Source organism: Actinoallomurus liliacearum (genome assembly GCF_039542035.1).
In the GTDB taxonomy this organism is placed as follows: domain Bacteria; phylum Actinomycetota; class Actinomycetes; order Streptosporangiales; family Streptosporangiaceae; genus Actinoallomurus; species Actinoallomurus liliacearum.
The window spans coordinates 471,728-493,562 of record NZ_BAABHJ010000040.1 but is presented as its reverse complement, the minus strand read 5'-3'; the positions used below and the strand labels follow the sequence as shown (position 1 = coordinate 493,562).

Genomic DNA, 21,835 nt, shown 5'->3' with positions numbered 1-21,835 from the left:
GCGTCGGTCGCATGAGACAAGCCGACTGGGCTGAAGAGGTCGCCCGCAAGCTGCTCGAAGTCCCGCTTCCCCGCCGTTGGGCGCACAGCCAAGGTGTCGCCCGGCAGGCGCGGACCCTTGCTCCGATCCTTGGCGAGGACGCCGATCTCCTCGAAGCCGCCGCATGGCTGCACGATGTCGGCTACTCCCCTGATCTTGTGGACACCGGCCTGCACTCTCTCGACGGCGCCCGTCACCTTCGGTACGTCGAGCACGCCGACGACGTGCTGTGCAGCCTCGTCGCGTACCACTCGTGCGCGATCAACGAAGCAGACGAGCGTGGCTTGATTACCGAGTTGACCAGCGAGTTCAAGCCTGCTGATCCGTTCCTCTCCGATGCCTTGACCTACTGCGACATGACGACGACGCCTGACGGGGATCCCATTAAGGTTGAGGACCGTCTTGCCGAGATCCAGTCGCGGTACGGTGCCGGCCATCTCGTGGCGCGCTCGATCCGACGCTCGTCGCCGCACATCGTCGGGTCGGTACGCGCGATCGAGAGAGCGCAGTCCGAGGCACCGATCAGTTGATCTCTGGAGAGGTCTCCCCGGAGAGGTAACGCTCGACGCGTAGCCGCATTGAGCGGTCCATCGGGTAGCCGCGGGCCTCTTCCGGTGCGACCCAGCGCACCTCGCGAGATTCGCTGCTCGTTGTTGGTGTGCCACCGACCGGCCGGGCCGTCAGGACGATCGAGCACTCCTGTCGGACCTCGTCGTTGCTCGTGTAGTGCATGACGTGCTTCGGGTCGGTGTAGATGCCGACGAGGCCGGTTATCTCGCAGTCGATTCCGGTCTCTTCCTTGGTCTCCCGGATGGCTGCCTGCGTGAGTGATTCGCCGAGGTCGATGGCTCCGCCGGGGACGGCCCAGTTGTCGTTGTCGGTGCGGCGGATAAGCAGGATCTCGCCCTGGTCGCTCACCACGACCACGTTGACCGAGGGGACGAGGCTGTTGGCGGCCGGCGCGTTCGGGTCGTCGTAGTAGTCGATCCGCCGCCCCAACGTCACGCCTCCGGTATCGGTGTCGCGCCGTCCCAGACGCGTTCGAAGCTCTCAAGGTACGTGTTCACGATGTCGCCGCCGGCGACCTTGCGAAGGTGAAGGACAGGCGCTCGTGCGGCGGTCACGCCGTAGACGTGCGTGTTGACCAACAGCTCGTCGTCGGCCCGGTAGATCGAGTTGTACAAGATCGTGTTGTGGAACCGGAACTCGACACCCTCGAGGGCGCGCAACGGCCGGTACATGACCAGGGCGTTGCGGATCTTCGCTGCCATGGCGTCGTCCACGCCCTCGTCGGCGCCACGCTGTGCCACTTCGGGGCTTTCCGGGTCGCCGAGCAGGATGCGCACACGCGCGCCCGCCCGCGCCTTGTCGGCGAGGATCTTCTGTACGCCGCCGTCTTCGGAGATGAACAGGCCGGCGTAGACGAGGATCCCGATCTCGCGCTCTGCCCGTGAGAAGAGACGTCCCCATCCGTCCCGTGGCACCGCCGTGCGCTCCGGGTAGACGGTGATGAGTTCGCTCTGGGAGGCCGCTGTGACCTGCTCGTTCGAGAGCGCTTCGGGCCACAGGTAGGTCTCGTCCACGCCGAGATGCGTTGCCACTGCGTAGCGGTGCCGGCGGTATGGCGTGCGTCCCTTGCTGATCCAGCGCTCAACGGTCTTCTCGTCAACGTTGATCGCCTCGGCGAGTGCGGCCACGGTGATTCCCTGCTCTAGCAGGACTGCTCGTAGCCGTTCGTTCGCCATCTACCCGACCGGATCGCAGGACGTCTTGGGACGCCAACACCCTAGTCAGGACGTCATGAACACGTCCAGTCATGTAGGTGCTCGTCACGGCTGATCGGCGCATCCTCGATGGCGTAAGGAAATCCCGATAAGCCAGAGCCCCGTTCCGGCGAACAACCCAGACCTTGACAGGTGCTAAGACGGCGCACTGTAATCGTGAACATGACTAGTCCTGTTTACTTCTTAGGCCGCGCCGGGACGTGGGCTCGGAGAGGAGCCCTCGATGCATCTTCGTCCCCTCCCCCTGGACGACTGGCAGCGCCAGTGCCCGTGCGGGGCACGTTCGGAGTACCGGTTCGGCCTGTGCCGCAAGTGCCGCGCCCGCGCCGCCTGGTTCCGCCGCACCGCTCGCGCTCGGCGCGGTACGCGCGTCCGCCGCATCTTCCGTCGCGACGCCGAGGCGGTGAGCCGGTGATGGCCATCGTGATCACCGGACTCGCCCTCGTCCTCGCCGCCACGGCGCTCGTACTCATCGGCCTCGTGATCCTCGGTACTCATCGCGAGGCGCCCCGGACCGGACTGGACTCCGCTGCCCCCACGCCGCTCGCCGCCTTCGCTCGCTCGGTCCTCGGCGTCCACGTCCGCAAGCCCGACACCGACTACACCCGCGGCAACGACCTCCAAGCGGTCGTCCCCGACCGTCGCGAGCCCGTTCCCCTGGTCCGATCGGAAGGAAGGTGATCTCCGCTTGGCGCTGTCCGTCTCGCTCGTCATCGTGCTCGGCGCGCTGGTCTACGGCCTGTACCGCTACGCCGGCCTCCGCGCCTGGCACGCCGTCGTCTGCACGCTCTTCGGCTTCTACCTCGCCTCCACCTCTCTCGCGCCGCAGATTCGCCAGGGCGTGCGGTCCTTCGCTCATTTCCTGTCCGGCATCAAGATCTGAGAGGACCCCCGTGACCACGCCCCCAACGAACGCCGACCGCGACTGGTGGGTCATGGCAGGGATGACCGTCGCCGCCGCGTCCGCAGCCATCGCCAGCTTCTCCGGGCTACAAGGACTGGCGCACATCGCCGGCTGGCCGTCACGGCTGTCGTGGCTCCTGCCCGTCACCCTGGACGCCTACGCGATGACCTCGGCGCGCGTCTGGCTGGCCGCCTCGACGAGGTCGGCCGCCGCTCGGCGCTTCGCTCGCTCCAACGCCCTGGGCGCCATCGCGGCCAGCATTGCGGGCAACGCGACGTACCACGCAGCCCGCACCGGACTCCTGTCGGTGTCCTGGCCCATCGTCGTCCTCGTCGGCGCCGTCCCCGCCGCCGTCCTCGGGCTCACCGCCCACCTTCACGCCCTACAAGGACGGATCGAAGCCACCGCCGAGGACCGTACCGGCGACCGCGACCGGCGCTCCTGCCGTACTCGCCGCAAGCGCCACCGCCGGTACCGAACCGAGGACGAACTGATCCACGCCGCCCGCGCTGCCGACGTGCGGCACCGGGAAGCCAACGACGGCCGCCCCATTACCCGTGACGCGCTTCGAACGACGTTGCGCGTCAGCAACGCCCGCGCCACCGAACTCCGACGCCAACTGATCGAGAAAGGCACCGCCGATGAGCAAGCCGACCTATGACCCGTACGCCCTGGTCGACCTCCTCATGAAGGAGCTGGCCCGCCAGGGCGTCAAGACCCGTTACACGCTCGTCCAGCTCGGCGACGCCGTGCCGGCCGCCGAGGCGCTGCTGTCCGCACTCGGCGTCACGCCCGCCGCGCCGCTCCCCAAGGACGTCCCCGACCGAAAGGAGGTGCCGGACTGCCCATGACAGGACCCCAACGGGCTCCACGCCCGACCCTCGACCTCAACGCCGTCCGTACTCACCTGCACGAAGCACGATCCGCGCGCGTACCCGTCGCGCTGTGGGTCGCCGTCGCCGACCTCCCGATGCTCATCGCCGAGGTCGAACGTCTCCGGTCGCTGCTCGCACTCGCCCGCGCTCAGTACGCCGGCCTGCTCGCTGCTGCTCGTGCCGCCGTCGCCGCCGAGCGGGACGGCGAGGATGACCCGCTGCTCTACCTCCGGGACGAACTCGACGAACACGGCCAGCTCCCGGACGAGGACCTGCACGCGGCCGAACTCCTCGCCCTCGTCGACCTCTGGGACGGTGGCCGATGAGGCAGCGCTACCCGACCCGCCGTCGCCGGTGGGGCCGCTCCGAGCCCATGCCGCTGTACGTCGTCACGGACGACCGCCACGCGGACGAGGCCATCGCAGTACTCGCCCGATGGCTGTTCCGCTACCGCTCCGAACTCGCGCCCCTCACCACGGCGCTGCTCCTCGCTGGAACCGCAGCGTTCCTCCACCACGGCCACCGCGGACTCTGGCCAGACGTCCTGGCGCTCACCGTCGTTGCCGTAGCCGTCATCGTGGCGAGCGGTAAGCGCTGGCTCGATCGCGGCATCGAACGCGCTTACGCCGCCGTCGTCGCAATCGCTGCCGGGGGATGGCTCGCCACGGCGACCGCGCACGGGCCGACCTCGCCGCCGCTCCCCGGCCTGCTCGTCGCCACCGCTCTCATCTGCGGCGCGCCGTGGTGGTCACACCGCCGACGCCGTTCCCGCGTCCGCATCGAGCGCACCGTGAACGCCTGGCCCGACCTCGCCGAGACGATCGGTCTTGCTGGATCACGCGTCCTGTCCGCCGTCGTCGACCTGTGGGGCTGGCGCGCCAGACTGGCCCTCAAGCGCGGGCAGACCGTCACCGACGTCGTCAACAGACTTCCGGCGATCGAGTCTGGCCTCGGCACGCGCCCCGGATCGGTCCGTGTCGAGCCTGACCCCGCCCGTGCGGATCACTGCGTCCTGCATGTCCTCGAAAGGGACCCGCACGCCCGTCCGATCCCCTGGCCCGCACCAACCGGCACGAGCGTCGCCGACCCCGTCGAACTCGGCGTCTTCGAGGACGCCACACCTGTACGCGTCAGGCTCCTGCATCGACATGCCCTCGTCGCCGGCATCGCCGGATCCGGCAAGAGCGGAATCCTCAACGTCATCCTCGCCGCCCTCACCGCCTACCCAGACGTGGTGATCTGGGGCATCGATCTCAAGGGCGGCATGGAACTCCAGCCCTGGGCGTCCTGTCTCGACCGGATCGCCACAGACGCGCGCCAGGCCGCCGAACTCATCGCCGATGCCGTCACCATCCTCGATGCCCGCGCAGCCACCCTCGCCCGCCAAGGCGCTCGCCTGTGGATACCGACTCCGGAAGAGCCCGCGCTGATCATCGTGGCTGACGAGTACGCCGAACTCGCCGACGAGTCGCCCGACGCGATGGCCCATGCGGACTCGATCGCTCGGCGAGGCCGTGCCGTCGCCGTGACGCTCCTCGCCGCCACACAACGCCCGACACAGGCCGCCATGGGCAAGGGCGCCGTCCGCTCCCAGATGGACATCCGCATCTGCCTCCGCGTCCGCGAACGCCGCGACACCGATCTCATCCTCGGCCAAGGCGCCCACAGTGCCGGTTGGCACGCCCACACCCTCGACGCGCCCGGCAAGTTCCTCATCTCCGCCCCCGGCTTCGACGTCCCTCGCCGAGCCCGTGCCTACCTGCTCACCGACGAGCGCGTACGCGCCACCGCCCGTGCCCACCGCAACCGCCGACCCCGTCTCGACGCCCTGTCCGCGGATGTCATCGCCCGCACGACCCCCGACGTAGAGGTAATCGATGCCGAAATCATCGCCGACGACCCCGAACAAGCTCTCTGGGCAGCGCTGCTCGAAGCACCCGACAAGGGGTTGTCCGTCTCGCAGCTCATGAAGATCACGGGCATGGGCCGCACCTGGGTCTACAGCCGACTCCAAGAGCACGCCCACGCAGGACGCGTCCAGCAGATCTCCCGAGGCCGCTGGCGCGCCGCCCAACGTCCGTGACCGCTCGTTCGTCCGCGTCCTCACGCGCGCCTGCGCGCGTAGGGCCACAGGACATCCGGACGTCCGCGCGGACGAACGATCCCGGAAGGAGGTGAACACCACGACGACCGCACCCGACACGCCGCTCCTCTACACGCTCCCCGAAGCCGCCGCACTCCTTCGAATCAGCAGGACGAAGCTCTATGAACTCCTCGCCGCGAACGAGATCGAATCCGTCTACATCGGCCGGAGCCGCAAGATCCCCGCCGCCGCCCTCGACGCGTACGTCAACCGTCTCCGCACCGCAGGAAGGAAGTGAGGTCAGTCCATGACGACCCGTGCGAAGGGCGCGAGGAAGCCGAACGGAAGATCGTCCATCTACTTCAGCGAAGCCGATGGTCTCTGGCACGGCTGGGTGACGATGGGAATCAAGGACGATGGGTCCCCGGACCGACGACACCGTAAGGGAAGAAGCGAAACCCAGGTCACCAGGAAGATCCGCGAACTCGAGGCGAAACGCGACGCCGGCAAGGTGGACAAGGTCGGACGCGCCCCCACCGTGGCCGAGTGGATGGCGACCTATCTCGACACCGTCTGCCAGCGTCTGGTGTTGTCAGGCAAGATGGCGCCTAGGACGCTCGACGACTACCGCAGCAAGACGCGGCTGTGGATCACGCCGATGCTCGGAAAGCACCGGCTCGACCGCCTACTTCCCGAACACCTCGACACCGCCTACCAAAAGATGCACGAGGCCGGCCTGTCATCCAGCACGGTCCTGAAGATCCACCGCATCCTTTCGAGGGCTCTGACCGTCGCGGTGCGCCGTGACAAGGTCGCCCGCAACGTCGCAAAGCTCATCGATGCCCCGGTAGCCGACGAGCCAGACACCAAGCCCCTTACTCGTGAAGAAGCGCGCCGCATACTCGGCATAGCGGCAAAGCGCTCTCGCAACGGCGCCCGCTGGACCGTGGCCCTCGCCCTCGGCATCCGCCAGGGCGAGGCCCTCGGTCTCCGCTGGGACTACGTCGACCTGGAGACCGGCCTCATCCGGGCGTGGTTCCAAATCCAGCACGCTGAATGGCAGCACGGCTGCAACGATCCGCACGAGTGCGGGGCTCGCTGGCATAAGGAGCCATGCCCGACCAACTGCAAGAAACATCGGCACGATGAGGACTGCCAGGAGGACTGCAAAAAGAAGTCTCATCGATGCCCGAGGAGGACGTGCCGCAAGGACTGCACCGGGCACGCCGACCACTGCCCGCAGAGGAAAGGGGGCAGCAAAACCTTCCGACAGCGCAAGGGCAAGAGGAAGCTGACCCTTCAGTGCCCTTCCGAACTGCTTCCCATCCTCAGGAAGCACCACGCAGCGCAGTCAGCAGAACGTCTCAAGGCGGGGGACCGGTGGGAAGAGTCGGGTCTCGTCTTCTGCCAGCCAAACGGCCGCTCTATCAGCCGTACGGAGGACTGGCGAGAGTGGAAGGCAATCCTCAAGGAGGCTGGTGTCCGTGACGCTCGCCTACATGACGCCCGTCACACCTGCGGCACGCTTCTGATCGAACAAGGCGTACATATCCGCGTCGTTCAGGAGATCCTCGGTCATGCTCGCGTCACCACGACGGAGCGATACACCCACGTCGCCTCCCCTCAAGTTCAGGACGCAAGCGAGCGCATGGGGTCTGCGCTATGGGGCTGAGCTGCGACGACAAACTTGATGAACGAAGGCGGGTGGGCGGGCGTATGCGTCGGAGTCTTTCGTTAGGCCACCACATCTCGGACCCTGGTGGTAGGCTGCACCGCAACCGGTTCGCGGAGACCCGGTGATCAGCAGTCCCACGGGGCTCGGTACCTGAGGCGACTGTATGAGGGTGTGGTGCACCCACTCCGCGGGGAAACGTTAAGCGAGTCACTAGGTATGTGACCTGGAACGCCGACCGAGCGGCGACCGGGGTGGAGCATGCCCGAGAGTGACCGTAAGCGCGTAGCTCGCATACGAGCGCAGTTCACTAGCGAGAGCAAAGTCGCGGCTAAGGCCGGCACAACCCGCGACCAGACCGCTGGACTCGATACCTGCCTGCCAGAACAGCTCCATCTGCGTTCCCTCCTAGCCTTCGGCTTCTTCAATACACAACCGGAGATCCGACTCTCAGAGGGATGGGGAGTCAGCAGACTGCGGTCTTACACAATCACTATCTCGCCGCGATATCACGAGCTGGTGCTGATCACTGATGTGCCACATAACGTGGCAGGTGTTCTTCTCCCCCGCCGTCGCTCCGCAAGAGAGATCACCAGGCTCCCCGGCCTTCGACTAGAAGAGGTGCGCGGGTACGGCACCTACATTACACATCACATTCCCACTGGCGCCCGCCTTATTGTGACCGATGATCCTTCAGGGAAGATACTCGACAAACCTCCGGGATCGACGTACCTAGAAACGCTCGAAGGGGACGCCCTGACAGATCAGGAGGAGGCACAGCTTCGACAGACACCTAATATGAGTCCTGATGCACAGCTACTACTATCAGGACTTCTCTGTCGAGCGACGACGAAGGACCCTGATGACACCTGGGCAATCGGTAACTGGTTCTCCGACCCCCTCTGGGAGGTACGCGGGGAACTGGAAACGACCGAGGAGATCCAACTAGAAGGATCTGACGATCACTGGAAGCTAACCTGGATCGGCTTTCCATATCCAGGCGATGTGGCAGCAACGCTAACCCATCCGATTATCGGCATTGAAGGAGCAGTCGCAACTAGCACTAAAAAGATTATCAAAATCACGCTGGGAAGCGCCACGCTTATCCTTCAACAAAAATATCCACAGGAAAAGCGAAGGCGCCCACCAAAGCTACGTCAGCATCGCCGGAAGCCGCGACTCGAAGAGCAGTGAACCATGCTGGATATCCTCAGGGCCGCAGCCTTCGATCTCTCTTGGTGGAGATTCCTGCTGGTGATTGTCGTAGCACTTACGTGGCGTCTTTTCCCTCGGAGATCAAGCGATCGCCGCGATATTTGGCTAGCCGTCATAACTTCTCTGAAGCAGAGAAAATCTGAAACGAAGAGGGGACCGAACGATCGGTCTTCGCTCGGCCGGAGACCGAGGAGCCACAAGGGCCGACGTACTCGGTCACAGCGACAACTGCCACCCAAACTGCAACCACAAGATCGAGGCGCCTCCTCCGGCGATGATCATCGCCGGAGGAGGCCCAGGTAGAGCGGAGGCTCGGGGATTTGAACCCCGGATGGACGGTAAGCCCAAACCGCATTAGCAGTGCGGCGCCATAGACCGGACTAGGCGAAGCCTCCTCGGTGGCCACCAGGCCGCACACAGCGTACCGGGCATCAGCCCTTGTGAGCAAAGCGTTCAATGGTGCCCCCCGGCTCAGGCCGTTACGCCGAGGGTTTCCGTCGCTCTGACGACGGAAACCCTCGGCGCTGAGCGCGCCCGGCATCACCCCGCCGCCCCTGTGGACACCTCGCCGTCGGTGTGGACGGCACGCCGCCCCTTTTGTCGCATGTGGACGACAAGGGCGGCGGCGAAGAGTCCGGGGGACGGCGAGGCGCGGCCGGGCTCCTGCGGTGTTTCGGCTCGCCGAAGGCGGCCGGCCCCGGCGAGGCCGAGGCCGAGGCGGAGCCGGGGTCGGTCGGGGCTGGGGTAAGACGCGAAGGCGCGCGGCGCGGGCACGTACCGGAACCGTCGGGGCGGGCGGCACCGGCTCTCGCCACCTCGCCGGGACCGAGCGGCCGCAGCATCCGGGCCCGCGCCACGGCCGGAACCGGGCTCCGGCCGGGAACAGGCCACGGCCGGGACCAGGCACCGGTCGAGAACGGGCCACGGCCTGGCTCGCGGCGGGTGGGGCCGGGGGCGGGTGCCTCAGGGGATGTCGGTCAGTCGGCTTCGATCACGTCCAGGGCGCCGTCGGCGTGCATCTGGCGGAGGGTGCGTTTGGAGAACTTGCCCACCGAGGTCTTCGGGACGGCGGCGATGAAGGACCAGCGCTCCGGGACCTGCCACTTGGGCACGCGTTCGGCCAGGTACGCCCGCAGGTCGCCGACGGAGATGGTGGCGCCCTCGCGGAGGACGACCGAGGCGAGCGGGCGTTCCTGCCACTTCGGGTCGGGGACGCCGATGACGGCGGCCTCGATGACGTCGGGGTGGCCCATCAGGTGGTTCTCCAGCTCCACGGAGGAGATCCACTCTCCGCCGGACTTGATGACGTCCTTGGCCCGGTCGGTGAGGACGAGGTAGCCGTCGGGGGAGACGGTGCCGACGTCGCCCGTACGCAGCCAGCCGTCGTGGAATTTCGACGGGTCCTCGTCCTTGTAGTACGAGCCGGTGATCCAGGCGCCCCGGATCTCGATCTCCCCCACGGAGGCACCGTCGGCGGGCAGGACCGTGTCGCCGTCGCCGACGACGCGGACCTCCAGGCCGCTGAGGACGCGGCCCTGGGTCGTGCGGTAACGCAGGGGGTCGGGGCAGGCGGGCGGCGGGTGCGCGACCGAGGCGACGGGGGAGGTCTCGGTCATGCCCCAGGCCTGCACGATCCGGACACCGAGGTCGTCGAACGCGCGGAGGATGGACTCGGGGACGGCGGAGCCGCCGCAGGGGACGAGGCGCAGGGAGCTCAGGTCGGACTCGTTCTCCTGCGCGTACCGGAGGACCTCGTTCCAGATGGTCGGGACCGCGCCGGAGACGGTGGGGCGCTCGTCCTCGATGATCCGGACGAGGGGCTCGGGCTGCAGGAACCGGTCGGGCATGACCAGCGACGCGCCGGCCATGAGGGCGGCGTACGGGAGGCCCCAGGCGTTCGCGTGGAACATCGGCACGACGGGGAGGACGCGGTCCGTGGCGCACAGGCCGACGGCGTTGCCGGTGCAGACGGACATCGAGTGCAGGTACGCGGTGCGGTGGGAGTAGACGACGCCCTTGGGGTTGCCGGTGGTGCCGCTGGTGTAGCACATGGCCGCGGCCTGGCGTTCGTCGATCTCCGGCCAGTCGAACGTGTCGGGCTCGGCGGCGAGCAGGGCCTCGTACGCGTGCAGTTCCGGGCCGGCGGACTCCAGCGGCGCGAGGTCGGTGTCCCCGACGACGATCACGTGGCGGACCGTCTTCATGCGAGGCAGGACCGCGGCGAGGAGGGGAACGAGCGTGGCGTCGACGATGACGATGTCGTCCTCGGCGTGGTCGGCGATGTAGACGAGCTGGTCGGCGGAGAGCCGGATGTTGAGCGTGTGCAGGACCGCGCCCATCGACGGCACGGCGAGGTACGCCTCGAGGTGCTCGGTGTTGTTCCACTGGAAGGTCGCGACCCGCTGGTCGGCGTCGACGCCGAGACGGCGGAGTGCGTTCGCGAGCCGGGCGACGCGGCGGCCGAGCTCGGCGTACGACGTGCGGCGCATCCCGTCGCCGGTGAAGGTCGCGACCTCGGCGTCACCGAAGATCTGGGTGCCGTAGCGCATGATCGAGGAGATGGTCAGCGGATAGTCCTGCATCGTGCTCCACACGGCGGCCTCCACGCTCGAGGGTGTGACCGGATTGTGGCCCTCCGCGCAGTCCCTTGTCAGCATCTCCCGGCGAGATCGGCGATCACTCCAGGGCGGCGAACTCCTCGTCGGCGTCCTCGCGCAGTTTGGCCATGGCGCGGGAGACGGTGCTCTTCACGGTTCCGACGCTGACGCCGAGCGCCTCGGCGATCTCGGCCTCGGTGAGGTCGTCGAAGTAGCGCAGCACGATGTACGCGCGCTGGCGGGCGGGCAGGCGGTCCAGCAGGCGGTCGAGGGCGTCGCGCAGTTCGCTGCGGTCGGTGTGGTCGGCGACGGGGGTGTCGGGCATCTCGTCGGTCGGGTACTCCTCCAGCCGGCGCCGCCGCCACCAGGAGATGTTGATGTTCACCATCGCGCGGCGGACGTAGCCGTCGAGGGCGGCGCGGTCCTTGATCCGGTCCCAGGCGAGGTAGGTCTTGGCCAAGGCGGCCTGCAGCAGGTCCTCGGCCTCGGTACGGTCGGCGGTGAGCAGGAGGGCGGCGCGCAGGAGCGTGGGACGCCGTGCCGCGACGAAGTCACGGAACTCATCGTGCGACGCAGTTCCCACAGGACCGCCCGGCATGCTGGGGAGTTCGTTCTGACACCATGCCGACGATCGCACGGGGACCGTAATTGTGGATCAAGTCGCCCCTCATGTTTCAGCCAACCCGTCCCACGACAATCATGAAAAACTGTCACGTATACCTATCGGCATCTTTGGCCGATTTGGACAAAGGAGTCGACAGAAGGAACGCACGGGGTAAGGCTTGACGTGCGACTTCCCGTCGCAACGGCCATGAGCACTGTCATCGATGTTCGGAGCTTCCCCCATGCTGCCATCCCGCGATTTAATGCACCGCCGACGCCGGCTCCGGGCGGCGGTGTTCAGTGACGCGCCGCGTTATCCGGAAGAGAACGATTCCTGGCCCCGGCGCGCGATCGAGGGAGTGATCGTCGACGCCAGTCCCCACGTCCTCACGCTCGCCCTGGCGGACGGTACGCAGGTGCGTCTGCCGATGTCGGCGACCGTCTCCATCTGGTACGACGGCCGCGCCGAGCTCGCGGCCCTGCGTCCCGGACGGCACGCCGTGGTGCGCCCGGCCGAGGCCGGTGGCCTGGCCGCCGAGCACATCTGGGTCGACATCACGCGGGTCACCGGCGTGATCACCAGGCGGGTCGGCGACGTGTTCGAGGTCGACGCGGGGCCGCATCGCGGGCGCCAGGCCGTGACGGTGCCGGCGCAGGCGCTGCGCCGGGTGCAGGTGCGCCATCCCCGCCTGGAGCCCGGCGCGCTGCTCGACGTCATCGGTGTCCGGCGGGGCGGTGAGGTCCTCGGGCTGCGCCCCGCGCAGACGTCACCCCAGCCGGCCCCGCACGCGATCGAGCCGACGTCGCGCCGGTCGGTGGGCTCCGTACGGGTCCTGCGCGGCACGGCGACGTGGTTCGACCATCCCGACGGCGCGCGCGGCGCGGCGTACCCGGCCCTGGACCCGTACGGTGACGGCGGTGGCTGCGGCACCGGCCCGGCGACCCGGCTGCCATACCTGTCGCTGGGCAGTGTGCTGCGGGTCCGCAACGAGTGCACCGGACAGGAGGCGCACGTGCCGGTCATCGAGTGCGGGTGCCTGGCCGCCCGCTTCTGCGACCGCTGCGTCCGGTGCGGAACCTCGCCGCGCGGCCGGGTGGTCGAACTGTCGAGGAGCGCGTTCGTCGATCTGGGCGGCGACCTGGACGTCGGATGCTTCAACGTCACGGTACGAGTGGACCGCCCATGACCGAGCGAAGCGAGGGAATCAAAAGCGCAGCCCCACGAGTCGCCCCTCCGACGGAGGAGGGCCCATGACCGAGCGAAGCGAGGGAATCCCACGTGTCGCCCCTCCGACGAAGGAGGGCCCATGACCGAACTGTTCCGCGAGGTGCAGATTCCGTTCCTGGCCGTGGTGCTCCTGGCCGGGGCCGTCGGTAAGGCGCTCCCCCACGGCCGTACGCCGAACCTCACCCGGTACCGAGGAGGCACCTTCGCCCTGGGCGTCGGGGCCACCGAGGCGGTGCTCGGCATCCTCCTGCTGACGACCTCTATGTTCGCGGTGCGGCTGGCAAGCGTGGTGTTCTTCGCGACCGCCACCTCCGTGGTCGCCGATCTCGTACGGCGCGGGTCGGATGAGGCGTGCGGCTGCTTCGGCCGGCTCAGCACCGCGCCCGCCCGGCGGCTGGGCGTGGTCCGGGCCGCGGTGCTGACCGGGGCGGCCGTCATGGCCGCCGAAGCGCCCGGGACCGGCGTGCGGATCCTCGCCTCGGCGGACGGCCGGTCCGCGGCGCTGCTCGCCGTGGACTGCCTGGTGTTCCTGGCGGTGTCCCCCGAGGTGGTGGACGCGATCGAGCACCGGCTGCATCCGATCCCGTGCGAGCTGCGCGACGTGCCGCTCGACGCGACGTACGCGGCGTTGCGGCCGAGCGCCGCGTGGCGCGAGCACGCGGCGTCCCTCACCTCGGCCGAGCCGACCGACGTGTGGCGCGAGCTCTGCCACCGCTACCTCGTCTACCCCGGGGAGGTGGACGGCCGGGCGGTCGAGGTGGTGTTCGCCGTCCCGGTCGACGGGGGATCGGCGGCCGTACGCGCCGGGGTGGCATGGGACTCGGGCTGGGAACGCCAGGACGACGACTCCGGGCCACAGCGGGTGCACAGCCCCATCGGGGGGCGCTGACGCGCCGACGGCACGCGCGCACCTGCCGACAGTCGCGTCGGGGACGCTGATGGCGCGCTGACGTACGTTCACCGCGTGCTGCCAGCGGCCTGTCAGCCGGCGGTGCGCGGCGGGCACGAGATTGGGTTCTGCGCGGGGGACACCGCGCCGAACCGAGTCTCAGGGAGCCTCTCATGCGGAACACGCGCGTTCTCATCTCCGGTGCCGGCATCGCGGGCCTGGCGCAGGCGTACTGGCTGGACCACCACGGCTTCGATGTGACCGTGGTGGAGCGGGCGGCCGAGCCCCGGCCCGGCGGTCAGGCGATCGACGTACGCGGCACGGCGCTGGCCGTCGCGGAGCGGATGGGCATCCTGCCCGACATGCGACGACTCAAGACGGACATGCGCGGCTCGTCGATGGTCGACGGCTCCGGCAAGGAGCTGTACTCCAGCACGGAGCGGACGTTCAGCGGCGGCGACCTCGACAGTCCCGACGTCGAGATCATGCGCGACGACCTGGTCGGACTGCTGCGGAACGCGACGGGGGACCGGGTGGAGTACCTGTTCGACGACTCGATCGCCGCGATCGCCCAGGACGGGGACGGCGTGCACGTCACGTTCGAGAGCGGGGTCGCGCGGTCGTACGACCTGGTCGTCGGCGCCGACGGACTGCACTCGAACGTCCGCAGGCTCGTCTTCGGGCCCGAGACGGAGTTCATCCGGCACCTCGGGATGTACGTCGCGGTGTACACCGCGCCGAACTTCCTCGGCCTGGACCGCTGGCAGACCTTCTGCATGGAGGGCGGCGTCGGCGGCGGCGTGATGACCGCGCGCGGCAACGGCGAGGTCCGGGTGTACGTCGGGTTCGGGTCCGAGGAGCCGCTGGACTACGACTACCGGGACATCGAGGCGCAGAAGCGGCTGCTGGCCGACCGCATCGGCGACGTGTGGGTGTTCCCCACCGCGCTGAAGTACATGTGGGACGCGCCGGACTTCCACTTCGACGCCATGGCCCAGATCCACCTGGACCGCTGGTCGCGCGGCCGGGTCGCGCTGCTGGGCGACGCGGGGTACTGCGGGTCGCCGATGTCCGGGCAGGGCACGAGCATGGCCCTCATCGGCGCGTACGTCCTGGCCGGCGAGCTGGCGGCGGCCGACGGCGACCACGAGGCCGGGTTCGCGGCGTACGAGGCGGAGCTGCGCGACTTCGTCGCCGACAACCAGGCGCTCGCGCTGGTCGACCGGGAGCTCCTGGAGGACGGCGCGGAGGTCCCGGAGTTCGACAACAACACCGCGCGACTCACCGAGGTGGCGAACTCGCTCACGCTGAAGGACTACACGCCGGCGAACGTCCGGCGGTAGCTGGTGGGCGGCACACCGACGACGCGCGCGAAGTGGCGGCGGAGCATGGTGGCGGTGCCGAACCCGGTGCGGGCCGCCACCTGCTCGACCGCCAGGTCGGTGGTCTCCAGGAGCCGCTGCGCCTCGGCGACGCGCTGCCGGATCAGCCAGTGGGCGGGCGTGGTGCCGGTGAGCTGGGTGAAGTGTCGGGCGAACGTCCGCGGGGCGGTGCCCGACCGCCTCGCCAGGTCCGCCACGGACAGCGGCTCGGCCAGGTGGTGGCGGGCCCACTCGAGGGTGTCGGCGACGGCGGACTGCGCGGTGGCCGGGGCGGGGACCGGACGCTCGACGAACTGCGCCTGGCCGCCCTCCCGGTGCGCGGCGGTGACCATGCGCCGGGCGATGGTGTTGGCGACGGCGGCGCCGCGGGCCCGGCGTACGAGGTGGAGGCACAGGTCGATGCCGGCGGCCGTGCCCGCCGAGGTCCAGATGCCGCCGTCCTCGGTGAACAGCACGTCGGGTCGAACACGGGCGGCGGGGTAGCGCTCGGCGAGCGCGTCGGTCAGCGCCCAGTGGGTGACGGCCCGGCGGCCGTCGAGCAGACCGGCCGCGCCCAGCACGAACGCCCCCGCGCACAGCGACGCGATCGGCACCTTCGCCTCGTACGCGGCGCGCAGCGCGTCGAGGACGGCGGCGGACACGGGGGCGAGGGCGTCGACCCGGCCGGGCATGACGACGAGGTCGCACTCGGTGAGCGCGGCCAGGCCCCGGTCGGGGGCGAGGGTGACGCCGTGCTCGAGCCGCACGGGGCCCTCACCGCAGCGCCACAGCTCGAAGTCGGAACACCCGGGGCGAGAGACTCCCCAGACCTCGGTGATCACGCCGTAGTCGAAGGGGCGGATGCCGTCGCAGACGACGACGCCGACGGTACGCATGGCAGGAAAGTACCGTAGGTCGACTTTTCTGCCACTCGTCGGGTACTCGTCGCGAGGGGATGCTTCCCGACATGGCAGAACTCAGCGCGAACGCGGCACTCATCGTGATCGACGTCCAGAAGGGTTTCGAGGACCCGTACTTCGGCCGGCGCGACAACCCGGCCGCCGAGGACAACATCGTGGCCCTCATCCGGGCCTGGCGGGCGGCGGGCCGGCCGATCGTGCTGGTCCGGCACGACAGCCCGGAGGGATCGCCGTTGGCACCGGAGTCGCCGGGGAACGCGCTCAAGGACGTCGTCGTCGCGGCGTTCGAGGGCGCCGAGCCCCACCTCTTCGTGACCAAGAACGTGAACTCGGCGTTCTACGGCAAGCCGGACCTCGACGGCTGGCTGCGCGAGCGCGGCATCGACCAGATCGTGATCATCGGCATCCAGACGAACATGTGCAACGAGACCACCGCTCGAATGGGCGGCAACCTCGGATACGACGTGCTCTACCCGATCGACGCCATGCACACCTTCGACGCCGTCGGGCCGGACGGGGAGACGGTGACCGCGGAGGAGCTCACCCGGGCGACGGCCGCGAGCCTGCACCACGGCCGGTTCGCTCGGGTGGTGCGCACCACCGACCTCCTGGGGGCCTCTGCAGGCATATAGCGGACTCTTCCGCGTTCACTAGAAAGCGCTATAGAGAACTCGACTCGACTCTCGACCGTTCTCTAGCGCTCTCTAACGTCGCGACTAGAGAGGCGTAGATTTCGCTCGACGCTCGCTCGATCGGGTCGCCTATGCCTCTCTAGCGCATTCGCAAGAGACCGATATACGACGTCAGAGCGGCTGTGGCGGCGGGACTCAGACCGGCTGGGACCGGAGGAAGTGCCCGAAGTGCGGCACCGTGAAGGCGACCAGACCGCGCTCCGCGCTGTAGATCAGGCCCTTCTTGATGAGGCCGTCGCGGGCCGGCGAGAGGCTGGACGGCTTGCGGCCCAGCTCCTCGGCGACGGTGGAGGTCGGCACCGGGTCGTCGCCCAGCGACGCCATGGCCCGCATGTAGTCGCGCTCGGCCGGGGTCGCGCGCTCGTACCGACTGCCGAAGAAGCCGACCGCCAGCTCCCCCTCCGCCTCCGGCGCCGCGACCTTGATGTCGTCCGCGCTGATCGGAGTCTCCGGCGCGATGTCCCAGGCGACCTTGCCGTACGCCTGGACGAAGTAGGGATAGCCGTCGGCGGCCTGGTAGAGCGCGTCGAGGGCGTCCGGGGTGAAGGTCACGCCCTCCCGCTCGGCCGGGGCGAGCAGCGCCAGGTCGGCGGCGGACCGGTCGAGCCGGTCGATGCGGGCGTACCGGAAGAGGCGCTCGGAGTAGGACTTGCTGGCCGACAGCACCGCGGGCAGGTGCGGCAGCCCGGCACCGACCACGATCAGCGGTCCCCCGCTCTGGGACAGCTCATGGCAGGCCGCGCACAGCGCCGACACGTCGTCGGCCGGGATGTCCTGCATCTCGTCGACGAACAGCGCGATGCCCACGCCGAGGTCGGTGGCGACCGAGGCCGCGTCGACGAACAGCTCGGTCAGGTCGATCTCCAGGTCACCGGAGTCGGCCCGGCCGCGCGCGGCGGGCACGTCGATGCCGGGGTTCCACCGGCGCGGCGCGGTCTTGCCCTTCGCCGGCTCGGTCTCGGCCTGCGCGAACGCCTTGAGCACGCCGAGGAAACCCTCGATGCGGTCGGGCGCGCGATGCCGGGGGGCCAGCTCGCGTACGGCCATGTGCAGGGCGGAGGCCACGGGACGGCGGATCGACTGGTCGGGACGCGCCTCGATCTTGCCGGTCCCCCACAGCCGCTGGATCGCCATCGACCGGAACGTGTTGAGCAGCACGGTCTTGCCCACGCCGCGCAGGCCGGTCAGGATCATGCTGCGCTCGGGGCGGCCGTGGGCGACACGTTCGAGCACGACCTCGAACTGCCGCAGCTCGCGGTCGCGGCCGGTGAGCTCTGGAGGTCGCTGCCCCGCGCCGGGGGCGTAGGGATTGCGCACGGGGTCCACGCTCTCGGACTCTATGAGCGGATATAGCTGCGGTCGTAGATTTCCATAGAAAGTGCTACGGCGTGTCGCGCGACGGCGCGGCCGGCACCGTGTCGCACCCGGAGCGGTGAGGATCGCCACCGGCCCCGCCTCCTCAAGACGTGCGCATACCGGACGTCGAACTATTGTTCGAAGTTCTGGTCACGGTAGCGCACCCGGGGCGGGCCCGTCAGCGGAACGCTCGCTACCCGTCGAACAAATTATCGATCATGCGGTGGAGTGCGTCGGCCATCTCCACGCGCCTCTCCGGTGCCGCCGCGACGACGAGACCCGCCTGCCACAGTGCGCCGAACAGCAGGTGAGCGAGTGGTTCCGGGGCCTCGTCCGGGCGCAGCTCCGCGACCGAGGCCCGCAGCAGTCGCCGCGCGCAGTATGGATTGTCGAAGTCGAGGGAGCGCTGCCAGCCGAGTACGAGCGGTCCCTCGATCAGAAGGATGCGCCGGACGGCGGGCTCGAGGCAGGAGTCGAGGAACGCGTCGGCGCCCGCCTTCAGCCGCTCGACCGCCCCGCCCTCCGCCGTCTCGGCGACCGTACGGGCACGCTGGAAGATGTCCTTCTCGATCGCCTCGTGGGCCGCGCGGAACAGCTTCTCCTTGTCCGCGAAGTGGTGGTAGAGCGCACCGCGCGTCACGCCGGCCCGCCGCACGATCTCCGTCGTCGACGTCTCGGCGAAGCCCTTGTCGGTGAACAGGGCGATGGCCGCGTCGACGAGCGCCGCCCGTGTCGCCTCGCCCTGTTCCACCTTGAGACTCATAGCGGTCATCGTAGGTGCACGTTGATGGTCGCGTCCGTCCCGAACTCCGCCGGATCCGCCCGCCCGGTCGCGACCAGCACGAACCGCAGGGGGTCGCCGCGCAGCACGGGGCCACCGGCACCGATCGCGTACTCCCCGGCCCCGTCGAGTAGCACCCGGAACGGGCCCCGGCCCAGCCGGTCGAGCTCGTCGCGGAGCCACTGGACGCTCGCGAGCAGGCCGGGGCCGCGGTCACCGGGCCGCCCGAGCGCCGCCCGGATGTCGTCGCCGTGCACGAACGCGTCGTACCAGAGCGTGTGAACACCGTTGCCGATGGACCGGCCGACCTTCGGAGCCGGCCGGTCCCAGGCGGCGTCGTCGAGTGACTCCAGGAACGGGATCAGGCGTCCGGCGGCCGCACGCAACCGGGCGGCGAGGTCCGCCGGCGTGGCGTCCCGGAACGCCCGCGCCTGCTCGTCGGGCGTACGCGTGCCGACCACGCCGTCGACGGTGTCCACGGCGTTCGCCGTGACGTGCCCGGCGACGTCACGGATCTCCCAGCGGGTGCACCGGGTCGCCGTACGCCACTCCTCCGGCGACAGCCCGTCGATCAGCGCGGCGAACCTCGCGTACTCCCCGGCCAGCCCCGCCACGACCTCTGCCCGCCTCATCGGACGCTCCCGGCGACGACCCGCGTCTCCGCCCGTACGGCCTCCGCGATCCGGGCGACGGTCTCCAGGTGGGGCGACGCGTCCAGGGCGCCGACACGAATGACGAAGTGCCGCGCACCCGCGTCGGCGTACGCCGCCAGGCGCTCGGCGCACTGGTCCGGCGTGCCCGCGATGAAGGCCTGAAGCGTGGCCATGTCGTCCAGCGAGGAGCCGTAGTACGCCCGGACGTAGGCGTCCAGCTCCGCCCGCGCCCGTTCCGGGTCGTCCTGCGGAAGCACGGTCACGTAAAGCGCGGGCGTGACCGCCGCGGGCTCGCGCCCGGCCCCGGCGGCGACCACGTCGATCTCCGCCCGCTGCCTGCCGTACTCCACCGGGTCGGGAAGGTAGGGCAGCCAGCCGTCGAAGAGCCGCCCGACCCGGTCGACCGCCTTCGGCCCGGCGCCGGCCAGCCAGAGCGGCGGGCCGCCCGGTCGCGCCGCCGCCGGGAGACCGGCCAGCCCCTCGAACCGCCAGTAGCGGCCGTCGAAGGAGTCCGGCCGGTCCGCGCTCCACAGCGACCGCCACAGCCGCACGGTCTCCAGCAGGCGGCCGAGCCGCTCGGTGAACGGCACGCCGGCCGCGGTGAACTCCGCCGCCGTCTGCGGGTACGGGAAGCCCGCGCCGAGGCCGAGCGTCAGCCGGCCTTCGCTGACGAGGTCGAGGGTCGTGATCGCGTGGGCGGCGAGCAACGGCTGCCGGAGCGCGCCGGTCAGCGCGGCCGTGCCGACGCCCACGGTGGTCGTCGCGGCGGCGACGGCCGACAGGAGGGTGAGCGGCTCGACGCGGGGCCGGGCGGTCAGCGAGTCACCGGCCCAGACGGAGTCGAAGCCCAGGCCCTCCGCCCGGCGAGCGAAGTCGATCAGTCGTGACACGTCCCAGTCGCCGCCGATCGCGGCCTCGCGCGTGGGGAGCAGTACGCCGATGTCGGTCATGCCGCACACCATACATACATGCAGCCTGTACGTACAGGCTGCATGTATGTGTCTCACCCGGCCCGACGGGTGGATTTGGCCTCGTCACGGGTGTCGCGCCCCAGGCGCCCAGATGGGTCAGGAATCGAGAAGCACGACTTCCGGTGCCACTTCTAGTCTGATCGTCATGGGGTCCACCGGATGGACGCAAGACCATCTCTCAGGGCCCCGAACACCAAGCGATCCGCAAGGAGAATCAACCATGGGCAACACCGCCGGCAGCGTGTACGAGGGGTTCACGGCCGAGGAGCGGGCCGCGATGAAGGACCACGCCCAGGAGATGAAGAAGGCGTCGCGGCGTGGTTCGAAGGCGGACAAGGCGGCGGAGGCGGCGCGGGACGTGCTCGCGAAGATCACTGAGATGCAGGACTCGGACCGGGTCATGGCCGAGCGTGTCCATGCCGTCATCACGGCCGGCGCCCCGGCCCTCGCGCCGAAGCTCTGGTACGGGATGCCCGCCTACGCGCTGGACGGGAAGGTCGTCTGCCACTTCCAGCCCGCGGAGAAGTTCAAGACGCGCTACGCGACGCTGGGGTTCAGCGACCTGGCGAAGCTGGACGAGGGCTCGATGTGGGCGGTCGCGTTCGCCCTGACCGAGGTGACCCCCGAGGTCGAGGCGCGGATCGCCGAGCTCGTGAAGCAGGCGGTCAGCTGAGACGCCCTCGACTCATCGACCAGTCGTCCGTGTCCGGCAAAGCCGTACGCCCCGCCCCGAACACCGGAGAGCCCGCCTCTCGGCCTGAACATCCAGGCGAGAGGCGGGCTCTCCGATGTGTGCACCCGCTGCCGCCGGGATGACCTGAACCGTGACGTTCGGGCGCCGTGCGATCTTCAGCCGGTGGGCAAGTTGCTCGCAGAGTACCGGCGCTCGTAGCCGGTGTAGCGGCGGAACCACTCGTGATCACGCTCCGATTGCTGATCCAGGATCTGGCCGGACAGTGTCAGTTGGCTCTCCAACAAGGGAGCGAGCCCCGTGCTGAACGCACGGTCGGACAAGAACATCCTGGAGGCGACCATGTCGCAGGAGAAGAAGCAGCCCCTCACCTCGGAAGAAGAGGCCGCACTGCGGCGCGAGATCGAGAAGGGGGCGGGTGACTGGACCGTCACTCGCATCGAGGTCGACGGCAAGCCGCTGCCGGTGCGGCACCGCTGACGCTCGTAGCGCGCTAGCCGGCACGCCGGAGAACGCGTTGC

At 69.3% G+C, this 21,835-nt stretch carries 27 protein-coding genes and 1 tRNA gene; 17 read left to right on the top strand and 11 right to left on the bottom strand.

Translation table 11 applies throughout. The annotated features are described in order from the left end of the window. Positions 1-11 precede the first annotated feature (11 nt). Positions 12-569, top strand: coding sequence for an HD domain-containing protein (locus ABD978_RS40985; RefSeq protein ID WP_345366636.1), 558 nt, complete (start codon positions 12-14; stop codon positions 567-569). Here the strand turns inward: ABD978_RS40985 and ABD978_RS40980 are convergent. Both ABD978_RS40980 and ABD978_RS40975 read right to left on the bottom strand, forming a co-directional pair. Further along, positions 562-1,038 carry an NUDIX hydrolase gene (locus tag ABD978_RS40980; protein WP_345367428.1) on the bottom strand — a complete coding sequence of 159 codons (477 nt, stop codon included), beginning with the start codon at positions 1,036-1,038 and terminating at the stop codon, positions 562-564. The genes ABD978_RS40985 and ABD978_RS40980 overlap by 8 nt on opposite strands. 2 nt (positions 1,039-1,040) lie before the next feature. Beyond that, entirely contained in the window at positions 1,041-1,784 is a 744-nt protein-coding gene (locus ABD978_RS40975) for a helix-turn-helix domain-containing protein (RefSeq protein WP_345366634.1), read from the bottom strand. A gap of 262 nt (positions 1,785-2,046) precedes the next feature. On the opposite strand from ABD978_RS40975, the gene ABD978_RS40970 reads away from it, so the two are divergent. The 10 genes from ABD978_RS40970 (at position 2,047) to ABD978_RS40925 (ending at position 8,551) form a co-directional block, all read left to right on the top strand. Continuing rightward, positions 2,047-2,238, top strand: coding sequence for a hypothetical protein (locus tag ABD978_RS40970; RefSeq protein WP_345366632.1), 192 nt, complete (start codon positions 2,047-2,049; stop codon positions 2,236-2,238). Then, the gene (locus ABD978_RS40965; RefSeq protein WP_345366630.1) at positions 2,238-2,504 is read left to right on the top strand and encodes a hypothetical protein; all 267 of its coding nucleotides are present in this window, start codon (positions 2,238-2,240) and stop codon (positions 2,502-2,504) included. The genes ABD978_RS40970 and ABD978_RS40965 overlap by 1 nt, the downstream gene beginning before the upstream one ends. Positions 2,505-2,511: 7 nt before the next feature. Further along, positions 2,512-2,706 (top strand): hypothetical protein, encoded by a 195-nt coding sequence (locus tag ABD978_RS40960; protein ID WP_345366628.1) that lies wholly within the window; start codon positions 2,512-2,514, stop codon positions 2,704-2,706. A 10-nt stretch (positions 2,707-2,716) separates the two neighbouring features. Next, positions 2,717-3,388 (top strand): DUF2637 domain-containing protein, encoded by a 672-nt coding sequence (locus ABD978_RS40955; RefSeq protein WP_345366626.1) that lies wholly within the window; start codon positions 2,717-2,719, stop codon positions 3,386-3,388. Beyond that, positions 3,369-3,578 carry a hypothetical protein gene (locus ABD978_RS40950; protein ID WP_252803073.1) on the top strand — a complete coding sequence of 70 codons (210 nt, stop codon included), beginning with the start codon at positions 3,369-3,371 and terminating at the stop codon, positions 3,576-3,578. The genes ABD978_RS40955 and ABD978_RS40950 overlap by 20 nt, the downstream gene beginning before the upstream one ends. Next, the gene (locus ABD978_RS40945; RefSeq protein WP_345366624.1) at positions 3,575-3,928 is read left to right on the top strand and encodes a hypothetical protein; all 354 of its coding nucleotides are present in this window, start codon (positions 3,575-3,577) and stop codon (positions 3,926-3,928) included. The genes ABD978_RS40950 and ABD978_RS40945 overlap by 4 nt, the downstream gene beginning before the upstream one ends. Further along, positions 3,925-5,685 (top strand): FtsK/SpoIIIE domain-containing protein, encoded by a 1,761-nt coding sequence (locus ABD978_RS40940; RefSeq protein WP_345366622.1) that lies wholly within the window; start codon positions 3,925-3,927, stop codon positions 5,683-5,685. Before ABD978_RS40945 ends, ABD978_RS40940 begins: the two co-directional genes overlap by 4 nt. Positions 5,686-5,776: 91 nt before the next feature. Further along, the gene (locus ABD978_RS40935) at positions 5,777-5,983 is read left to right on the top strand and encodes a helix-turn-helix domain-containing protein (protein ID WP_345366620.1); all 207 of its coding nucleotides are present in this window, start codon (positions 5,777-5,779) and stop codon (positions 5,981-5,983) included. 9 nt (positions 5,984-5,992) lie between these two features. Further along, entirely contained in the window at positions 5,993-7,357 is a 1,365-nt protein-coding gene (locus ABD978_RS40930; protein WP_345366618.1) for a tyrosine-type recombinase/integrase, read from the top strand. A gap of 519 nt (positions 7,358-7,876) precedes the next feature. Further along, positions 7,877-8,551, top strand: coding sequence for a hypothetical protein (locus ABD978_RS40925; RefSeq protein WP_345366616.1), 675 nt, complete (start codon positions 7,877-7,879; stop codon positions 8,549-8,551). Between the two features lie 326 nt (positions 8,552-8,877). Here ABD978_RS40925 and ABD978_RS40920 read toward each other — a convergent pair. From ABD978_RS40920 to ABD978_RS40910, 3 genes are all read right to left on the bottom strand, one after another. Continuing rightward, positions 8,878-8,967, bottom strand: a tRNA-Ser gene (locus ABD978_RS40920). A 582-nt stretch (positions 8,968-9,549) separates the two neighbouring features. After that, the gene (locus ABD978_RS40915) at positions 9,550-11,166 is read right to left on the bottom strand and encodes a fatty acid--CoA ligase (protein WP_345366614.1); all 1,617 of its coding nucleotides are present in this window, start codon (positions 11,164-11,166) and stop codon (positions 9,550-9,552) included. 82 nt (positions 11,167-11,248) lie between these two features. Then, positions 11,249-11,767, bottom strand: a complete 519-nt coding sequence (locus ABD978_RS40910) for a SigE family RNA polymerase sigma factor (protein ID WP_425550822.1) — start codon at positions 11,765-11,767, stop codon at positions 11,249-11,251. Between the two features lie 268 nt (positions 11,768-12,035). Between ABD978_RS40910 and ABD978_RS40905 the strand changes: the two genes are divergently transcribed. The 3 genes from ABD978_RS40905 to ABD978_RS40895 all read left to right on the top strand — a co-directional run bounded on the left by ABD978_RS40905 (position 12,036) and on the right by ABD978_RS40895 (position 15,232). After that, the gene (locus ABD978_RS40905; protein WP_345366610.1) at positions 12,036-12,959 is read left to right on the top strand and encodes a hypothetical protein; all 924 of its coding nucleotides are present in this window, start codon (positions 12,036-12,038) and stop codon (positions 12,957-12,959) included. Between the two features lie 120 nt (positions 12,960-13,079). Further along, positions 13,080-13,889: a MauE/DoxX family redox-associated membrane protein gene (locus ABD978_RS40900; protein ID WP_345366608.1), complete on the top strand. Its 810-nt coding sequence runs from the start codon at positions 13,080-13,082 to the stop codon at positions 13,887-13,889. Positions 13,890-14,062: 173 nt separating this feature from the next. Beyond that, positions 14,063-15,232: an FAD-dependent monooxygenase gene (locus tag ABD978_RS40895; protein WP_345366607.1), complete on the top strand. Its 1,170-nt coding sequence runs from the start codon at positions 14,063-14,065 to the stop codon at positions 15,230-15,232. On the opposite strand, the gene ABD978_RS40890 is transcribed toward ABD978_RS40895, so the two are convergent. Further along, positions 15,205-16,146, bottom strand: a complete 942-nt coding sequence (locus tag ABD978_RS40890; protein ID WP_345366605.1) for a GlxA family transcriptional regulator — start codon at positions 16,144-16,146, stop codon at positions 15,205-15,207. The two genes, ABD978_RS40895 and ABD978_RS40890, sit on opposite strands and share 28 nt — an antisense overlap. Positions 16,147-16,217: 71 nt before the next feature. Between ABD978_RS40890 and ABD978_RS40885 the strand changes: the two genes are divergently transcribed. Next, the gene (locus ABD978_RS40885; protein WP_345366603.1) at positions 16,218-16,802 is read left to right on the top strand and encodes a cysteine hydrolase family protein; all 585 of its coding nucleotides are present in this window, start codon (positions 16,218-16,220) and stop codon (positions 16,800-16,802) included. Positions 16,803-16,997: 195 nt separating this feature from the next. Here the strand turns inward: ABD978_RS40885 and ABD978_RS40880 are convergent, their stop codons facing one another. From ABD978_RS40880 to ABD978_RS40865, 4 genes are all read right to left on the bottom strand, one after another. After that, complete coding sequence (locus ABD978_RS40880) at positions 16,998-18,179, bottom strand: AAA family ATPase (protein ID WP_425550821.1); 1,182 nt, start codon at positions 18,177-18,179, stop codon at positions 16,998-17,000. A gap of 232 nt (positions 18,180-18,411) precedes the next feature. Then, positions 18,412-18,981: a TetR/AcrR family transcriptional regulator gene (locus ABD978_RS40875; RefSeq protein WP_345366599.1), complete on the bottom strand. Its 570-nt coding sequence runs from the start codon at positions 18,979-18,981 to the stop codon at positions 18,412-18,414. A gap of 5 nt (positions 18,982-18,986) precedes the next feature. After that, positions 18,987-19,631 (bottom strand): maleylpyruvate isomerase family mycothiol-dependent enzyme, encoded by a 645-nt coding sequence (locus ABD978_RS40870; protein ID WP_345366597.1) that lies wholly within the window; start codon positions 19,629-19,631, stop codon positions 18,987-18,989. Then, on the bottom strand, positions 19,628-20,602 hold the full coding sequence (locus ABD978_RS40865) for an LLM class flavin-dependent oxidoreductase (RefSeq protein WP_345366595.1): 975 nt from the start codon (positions 20,600-20,602) through the stop codon (positions 19,628-19,630). Before ABD978_RS40865 ends, ABD978_RS40870 begins: the two co-directional genes overlap by 4 nt. A 241-nt stretch (positions 20,603-20,843) precedes the next feature. Between ABD978_RS40865 and ABD978_RS40860 the strand changes: the two genes are divergently transcribed. Further along, positions 20,844-21,296 carry an iron chaperone gene (locus ABD978_RS40860; protein WP_345366593.1) on the top strand — a complete coding sequence of 151 codons (453 nt, stop codon included), beginning with the start codon at positions 20,844-20,846 and terminating at the stop codon, positions 21,294-21,296. 12 nt (positions 21,297-21,308) lie between these two features. Here the strand turns inward: ABD978_RS40860 and ABD978_RS44135 are convergent, their stop codons facing one another. Next, on the bottom strand, positions 21,309-21,536 hold the full coding sequence (locus tag ABD978_RS44135; RefSeq protein ID WP_425550820.1) for a Scr1 family TA system antitoxin-like transcriptional regulator: 228 nt from the start codon (positions 21,534-21,536) through the stop codon (positions 21,309-21,311). Between the two features lie 78 nt (positions 21,537-21,614). Between ABD978_RS44135 and ABD978_RS40855 the strand changes: the two genes are divergently transcribed. Beyond that, on the top strand, positions 21,615-21,794 hold the full coding sequence (locus tag ABD978_RS40855; RefSeq protein WP_345366591.1) for a hypothetical protein: 180 nt from the start codon (positions 21,615-21,617) through the stop codon (positions 21,792-21,794). The last annotated feature ends 41 nt before the right edge of the window (positions 21,795-21,835 follow it).